General features: G+C 63.2%; 6 protein-coding genes and 3 tRNA genes. 8 read left to right on the top strand and 1 reads right to left on the bottom strand.

Annotation, left to right across the window (positions count from 1 at the left end):
• On the top strand, positions 1 to 2,385 hold a 2,385-nt coding region (pyc, locus tag VOI29_RS21340), incomplete at its 5' end, for a pyruvate carboxylase (RefSeq protein WP_323783483.1).
• A 130-nt stretch (positions 2,386 to 2,515) separates the two neighbouring features.
• Here pyc and VOI29_RS21335 read toward each other — a convergent pair.
• Positions 2,516 to 2,749, bottom strand: coding sequence for a hypothetical protein (locus VOI29_RS21335; RefSeq protein ID WP_323783481.1), 234 nt, complete (start codon positions 2,747 to 2,749; stop codon positions 2,516 to 2,518).
• Positions 2,750 to 2,858: 109 nt separating this feature from the next.
• On the opposite strand from VOI29_RS21335, the gene VOI29_RS21330 reads away from it, so the two are divergent.
• The 7 genes from VOI29_RS21330 to VOI29_RS21300 form a co-directional block, all read left to right on the top strand.
• Positions 2,859 to 2,933: transfer RNA gene (locus VOI29_RS21330), tRNA-Gly, on the top strand.
• 144 nt (positions 2,934 to 3,077) lie between these two features.
• Positions 3,078 to 4,037, top strand: a complete 960-nt coding sequence (locus tag VOI29_RS21325) for a DNA cytosine methyltransferase (protein WP_323783479.1) — start codon at positions 3,078 to 3,080, stop codon at positions 4,035 to 4,037.
• A gap of 60 nt (positions 4,038 to 4,097) precedes the next feature.
• A complete protein-coding gene (locus tag VOI29_RS21320) occupies positions 4,098 to 5,000 on the top strand; it encodes a NaeI family type II restriction endonuclease (RefSeq protein WP_323783477.1) in 903 nt (300 codons plus the stop codon).
• Positions 4,985 to 5,398: a very short patch repair endonuclease gene (locus tag VOI29_RS21315; RefSeq protein WP_323783475.1), complete on the top strand. Its 414-nt coding sequence runs from the start codon at positions 4,985 to 4,987 to the stop codon at positions 5,396 to 5,398. Before VOI29_RS21320 ends, VOI29_RS21315 begins: the two co-directional genes overlap by 16 nt.
• A gap of 90 nt (positions 5,399 to 5,488) precedes the next feature.
• Positions 5,489 to 5,563 (top strand) — tRNA-Gly (locus tag VOI29_RS21310).
• 144 nt (positions 5,564 to 5,707) lie between these two features.
• Positions 5,708 to 5,782 (top strand) — tRNA-Gly (locus VOI29_RS21305).
• A gap of 155 nt (positions 5,783 to 5,937) precedes the next feature.
• Positions 5,938 to 6,645: aminotransferase class III-fold pyridoxal phosphate-dependent enzyme (locus tag VOI29_RS21300; RefSeq protein ID WP_323783473.1), on the top strand; the 708-nt coding region annotated here is incomplete at its 3' end.

Below are 6,645 nucleotides of genomic sequence, written 5' to 3'. Positions count from 1 at the left end.
CTGAACAACTTCATCCCCGACTATGGCCGCATCACCGCCTACCGCTCGGCCACCGGCATGGGCATCCGCCTGGACGGCGGCACCGCCTATGCGGGCGGCGTGATCACCCGCTATTATGACTCGCTGCTGACCAAGGTCACCGCCTCGGCCCAGACACCGGAGAAGGCAATTGCCCGCATGGACCGGGCGCTGCGCGAATTCCGGGTCCGCGGTGTGTCGACCAATATCGCCTTTGTCGAGAACCTGCTGAAACATCCGACCTTCCTGTCGAATGAATACACCACCAAGTTCATCGACGAGACCCCGGAGCTGTTCCAGTTCAAGAAGCGGCGCGACCGCGGCACCAAGGTGCTGACCTATATCGCGGACATCTCGGTGAACGGCCATCCGGAAACAGAGGGCCGCGCTGCCCCCGCTGCCGATCTGAAAGAGCCGCGCGCGCCGCATGCCGAGCCGGGCAACCAGCCCTATGGCACCCGCAACCTGCTGGAGCAGAAGGGCGCCCAGGCGGTGGCCGACTGGATGAAGGCGCAGCGCCAGCTGCTGCTGACCGACACCACCATGCGCGACGGCCATCAGTCGCTGCTGGCAACCCGGATGCGCTCGATCGACATGATCAAGGTGGCGCCGGCCTATGCCCAGAACCTCAGCCAGCTGTTCTCGGTTGAATGCTGGGGCGGCGCGACCTTCGATGTGGCCTACCGGTTCCTGCAGGAATGCCCCTGGCAGCGCCTGCGCGATCTGCGCGAGCGGATGCCCAACCTGATGACCCAGATGCTGCTGCGCGCCTCCAACGGCGTCGGCTACACCAACTATCCGGACAATGTGGTGCAGGAATTTGTGCGCCAGGCGGCGAAAACCGGTGTCGACGTGTTCCGCGTCTTTGACTCGCTGAACTGGGTTGAAAACATGCGCGTCGCGATGGACGCGGTGGTCGAAAGCGGCAAGGTCTGCGAAGGCACCATCTGCTATACCGGCGACATCCTGGACCCGAACCGCGCCAAGTACGACCTGAAGTATTATGTCGGCATGGCGAAAGAGCTGGAGGCCGCAGGTGCCCATATCCTGGGCCTGAAGGACATGGCGGGCCTGTTGAAGCCCGCCGCCGCCCGCCAGCTGGTCAAGGCGCTGAAGGAAGAGGTCGGCCTGCCGGTCCATTTCCACACCCATGACACCTCGGGCATTGCCGGGGCCACCATTCTGGCCGCCGCAGATGCCGGCGTGGATGCTGTGGACGCCGCAATGGACGCCTTCTCGGGCGGCACCTCGCAGCCCTGCCTCGGGTCGATTGTCGAGAGCCTGCGCAACACCGACCGCGACACCGGTATCGACATTGCAGCGGTGCGTGAAATCTCGGGCTATTGGGAGCAGGTGCGGGCGCAGTATGCAGCCTTTGAATCGGGTCTCGCAGCCCCGGCTTCGGAAGTTTACCTGCATGAGATGCCCGGCGGCCAGTTCACCAACCTGAAGGCGCAGGCGCGGTCCTTGGGTCTGGAGGAGAAGTGGGGCGACGTGGCGCAGACCTATGCCGACGTGAACCAGATGTTCGGCGATATCGTCAAGGTGACGCCCTCGTCCAAAGTGGTTGGCGACATGGCGCTGATGATGGTCAGCCAGGGCCTGACCCGTGATCAGGTCGAGGATCCGGAAACCGACGTGGCCTTCCCCGACTCGGTCGTGGATATGATGCGCGGCAATCTGGGCCAGCCTCCGGGCGGCTTCCCCGAGGGTATCGTCTCCAAGGTGCTGAAAGGCGACGCCCCGAATGTGGAGCGCCCCGGCAAGCATCTGGAACCGGTGGATCTGGAAGCGGTCCGTGCCGAGCTGTCAAAAGAGCTGGAAGGCTTCAAGGTCGATGATGAGGACCTGAATGGCTACCTGATCTACCCGAAGGTGTTCCTGGATTACATGGGCCGCCACCGCCAGTACGGACCGGTGCGCAGCCTGCCGACGCGGACCTTCTTCTACGGCATGGAGCCGGGCGAGGAGATCACCGCCGAGATCGATCCGGGCAAGACCCTGGAAATCCGCCTGCAGGCGATTTCCGAAACCGATGAGAAAGGCGAAGTGAAGGTCTTCTTTGAGCTGAACGGCCAGCCGCGGGTGATTCGGGTGCCGAACCGCCTGGTCAAGGCCTCGACCCAGGCCAACCCCAAGGCCGAAGCCGGCAACCCGAACCACGTCGGCGCGCCGATGCCGGGTGTTGTGGCAGGCGTGGCGGTGCAGGTGGGCCAGCAGGTGCATGAAGGCGATATGCTGCTGACGATCGAGGCAATGAAGATGGAGACCGGCATCCACGCCGAGCGCGACGCGGTGGTGAAAGCCGTGCACGTTCAGGCCGGTACCCAGATCGACGCCAAGGACCTGCTGATCGAGCTGGAATAAGCCGCAGTCCAGCACCCGCACGAGGGGCGCCCCGCCAGCCGGCAGGGCGCCTTTTTTTTCATTGCCTGCCGGTAACTGGCGGAACCGGAAACCTGCACATAATGCGGGCCGGGAATTCCAAGCCTCCGGATCAGGTTCTGAATTTTTCAGGATGCGGCAGCCTCACGGTGTCAACCGGAACCGGTTTGATGCCTTCGATCTGTACGGTCCAGCCCTCCGGCTCGGGCGTGCCGCGAGGCTGCGTCCCCTGCAGAACCGTTCCCAGGACAATCGCTGCGCTCAAGCTGCCGATCCGCAGATAGTCTTTCCAAAGCACGGCCTCAATCTCCCTTAGAAAATCCGCTTGTTTGAAGGTGAAACGCACGGTCTGGCCTCTTCCGTCGCGGCGGGTGCGGATTTTTTTCTTCCGCTGCCGATTTTTCTCTTGCAGCGCCTGCGGCGACGCCCTAAATCACCGCTCACCGGATGGCAGCGCGGGCGTAGCTCAGGGGTAGAGCATAACCTTGCCAAGGTTAGGGTCGGGCGTTCGAATCGCCTCGCCCGCTCCATCGGGAACCGAACAGGCCGTCCTTCGGGGCGGCCTTTCGCTTTTGGGGTTTTCAGCATACCCTGCACCGGTGCGGAAACCCTTGTGCGGAATCACCTTTCCGCCTAGGAACAGAGCAAGAACACGAACGGACGGGCAGAGCAGAATGCTGACATCGGTAGAACTATGCGCAGGTGCGGGCGGCCAGGCCTTGGGGCTGGAGGCGGCGGGCTTTGACCACACGGCGCTGGTAGAGATCGACAAGCATTGCTGCGCCACCCTGCGCCACAACCGGCCCCAGTGGAATGTGCTGGAAGAGGACGTGCGCAAGTTCAAGGACGCCGCAGGCGACTACAAGGGAATCGACCTTTTGGCGGGCGGCCTGCCCTGCCCGCCGTTTTCGGTCGCTGGCAAGCAGCTGGGCGAAAAGGACGAGCGCAACCTGTTTGACGACGCGATTGAAATCGTCGATGCCACCCGCCCCCGCGCGGTGATGATCGAAAACGTGCGCGGCTTTCTGGATGCGGTGTTCCATGACTACCGCGAGAAGCTGAAGAAGCAGCTGTCGAAATTGGGGTACGAGACCGATTGGCGGTTGCTGAATGCCTCCGACTTCGGCGTGCCGCAACTGCGGCCGCGGGTGGCGATTGTTGCCCTGCGCCGCGAGTTCGCCGGCCAGTTCAACTGGCCCGAGCCGCTGCCGCACAATCCGCGCACCGTTGGGGAAACGCTTTTGGACCTGATGCAGGAACGCGGCTGGCGCGGTGCCGAGGATTGGGCCGCCAAAGCGGATGAGATCGCGCCCACCATTGTCGGCGGCTCCAAGAAACACGGCGGCCCCGATCTGGGGCCGACCCGCGCGCGGCGGGCCTGGGCCGCGCTGGGGGTCGAGGGGCGCACCATCGCCTATGAGGCGCCGGATCCGTTTCACAACGACATGCCGCGGCTGACGGTGCGGATGGTGGCGCGCATTCAGGGCTTTCCCGATGCCTGGCATTTCACCGGCGCCAAGACCAATGCCTACCGCCAGGTCGGCAATGCCTTTCCGCCGCCGGTGGCTGAGGCGGTGGCACGGGAGCTGAGGGCAGCGATTGCCAAGCCGAAGCTGCATGCTGTGCGGGCGTAAAGCCTCCCCGTCATTCCAGAGCCAAGGGCAGCGCCCGGCCCTGGGCAGGCGGAACGCGATATGAAACAGAAGCTCCCCGGCAGCCTCGTTCTTCCCGGCCATCCGGATTTCGCTGTCCTTTCTGAACTCGCCGAGGAGATCACCGCCCGCGCCGGCGGTGCCTTGGCGCTGGAACACGACGTGCCGCAGATGCTGCGCCAATGCATCGACGACGTGATCATGACGCCCAAGACCGGGCGGCGCGCCTATGAAGAGCTGGAGAAGACCGAAAAGACCTATATCGGCACCCGGGTCGAGATCGAGCTGCGGGCGCTGCTGCGCCTGCGCAAGGGGCGGCTGGATACCGAGATCCTGGGACGGGATGTCGATATCAAGCACACAATGGGCAGCAACTGGATGATCCCGACCGAGGCGCTGGATTGCGCCTGCCTGCTGGTGGCGGCGGATGAGGTGCGGGCGCGCTGCTATCTGGGTCTGATCATTGCCCGGCCCGGATACCTGACCGCCGGACAGAACAAGGACGCCAAGCGCAGTATCTCGGCGGAAGGGTTCCGCCATATTCTGTGGCTGCTGGAGGCGCAGCCTTATCCCGCCAATTTCTGGCGCACTGCGGATGAGGCAGCGGTGGAGCAGATCTTTGCCGGCGTGACCGGCAACGAGCGGATGGCGCAGCTGTTCCGGCTGATCCAAGGGCGCCCCATCCCCCGCGACGTGGTTGAGGCGGTGGCGCAGCAGAAGGACTTCATGCGCCGGATCCGGGCGGATGGCGGCCACGGCACCCGCGATATACTGGCACGCGAGCAGATCGTGCTGCTGGAAGGCCAGAAGGACGCCCAGCTGATCAAGGCGCTGGAGCTGCCGCCCTGCCCGGCCAGCGCCTTTGTTTCCTGCCGGATTGAAAGCGGCTACCATGCCCGCATGGTGGAACAATCCAGGCATCACGTGGAATGGCCGACAGCCTGACACCGGAACGGCGCAGCGCCAATATGGCGAAGATCCGCGCCAAGCACACCAAGCCGGAGATGCTGGTGCGGCGGATGGTGCACGGGATGGGCTTTCGCTACCGGCTGCATCGCAAGGAGCTGCCGGGCAAACCCGATCTGGTGTTCGGCCCGCGCCGCAAGGTGATCTTTGTGCATGGCTGCTTCTGGCATCTGCATGAGTGCCGAGACGGGCGCGTTCCGGCAAGCCGCCGGGATTACTGGAAACCCAAGTTGCTGCGCAACAAGCAGCGGGACGCCGAGCAACTGGCTGACCTGCAGGCCGCGGGCTGGCAGGTACTGATCATCTGGGAATGTGAAACTAAGGATTTGAACGCCTTGCAGAACCGTCTCAGGCTATTCCTGGAAACTGAAAAATAACGCTTACCCACAGATACTTGCGCAGTTTTCAAAATTCCCTCTTGCGGCCTGTTCGGGAACGCCCTAAACACCGCCTCACCGAATGGCAGCGCGGGCGTAGCTCAGGGGTAGAGCATAACCTTGCCAAGGTTAGGGTCGGGCGTTCGAATCGCCTCGCCCGCTCCATTCGAAAGCCGGACAGGCCGCCCTTGGGGCGGCCTTTCGCGTTTCCGCCCCAACAGGACGCGCCGCACTTTCTTCCCTCCCCGGTCATTTTCCTCTTGCGGGTCATTTCGGAAAACCCTAGATACCGCCTCACCGAATGGCAGCGCGGGCGTAGCTCAGGGGTAGAGCATAACCTTGCCAAGGTTAGGGTCGGGCGTTCGAATCGCCTCGCCCGCTCCATTTGGAACCGAAAAGGCCGTCCCCCGGGGCGGCTTTTCGCTTTTCCGCATTCCTCGCGATTAATTTGATCAAATTCCTTTGACGCAGGGTGCAAAACGCGCCAAACCTATTGGCAAATGTGCCCCTTGAGGGCGGTTTACCGGAGGAGTTTGGCCATGGCCCCTGTGATCTATCCCACCACCAATTTCACCGCGACCGAGCAGCTGTGCCTGGACCGCGGCGAAGGTATTTATGTCTATGATACGGACGGCAACAAATACATCGAAGGGCTGGCGGGCCTGTGGTGCACCTCGCTGGGCTACAGCAACACCGAGGTCATGGATGCGATCACCGAACAGCTGCACAAGCTGCCGTTCTCGCACACCTTCGGCGGCAAGACCCACGCACCGATCATGCAGCTGGCGGAGAAGCTGAAGGCGATGGTGCCGGTCGAAGATGCCTATATCTTCTTTGGCAACTCAGGCTCGGACGCCAATGACACCCACGTGAAGATGCTGCGCTATTACTTCAATGCCATCGGCAAGCCAGAAAAGCGCAAAATCATCACCCGCGAGCGCGGCTATCACGGGGTGACGGTGGCGGCGGGCTCGCTGACCTCCCTGCCCGCGAATCTGGCGCATTTCGACGCGCCGCTGGAGGCGCTGCACATTCTGCGCTCCGACGCGCCGCATTATTACACCGGCCGCCAGGGCAACGAGACCGAAGCGCAGTTCGTCGACCGGATCATCGGCAACCTGGAACAGCAGATCCTGGCCGAAGGACCGGATACGATTGCTGCGATGATTGTAGAGCCGATCACCGGTGCGTCCGGCGTGATCGTGCCGCCGGAGGGCTATTACGAGAAACTGCAGGTGCTGCTGCGC

Source organism: Leisingera sp. (assembly GCF_034669605.1).
Lineage (GTDB): Bacteria > Pseudomonadota > Alphaproteobacteria > Rhodobacterales > Rhodobacteraceae > Leisingera.
Note: the sequence above shows the minus strand (reverse complement) of the source record. Positions and strands in the feature narration are given on the sequence as shown.

What these genes read in the sequence shown, in the direction of transcription:
- VOI29_RS21325 (WP_323783479.1), top strand. Translation starts at nt 3,078, where the DNA reads ATGCTGACATCGGTAGAACTATGCGCAGGTGCGGGCGGCCAGGCCTTG.
- VOI29_RS21320 (WP_323783477.1), top strand. Translation starts at nt 4,098, where the DNA reads ATGAAACAGAAGCTCCCCGGCAGCCTCGTTCTTCCCGGCCATCCGGAT.
- VOI29_RS21315 (WP_323783475.1), top strand. Translation starts at nt 4,985, where the DNA reads ATGGCCGACAGCCTGACACCGGAACGGCGCAGCGCCAATATGGCGAAG.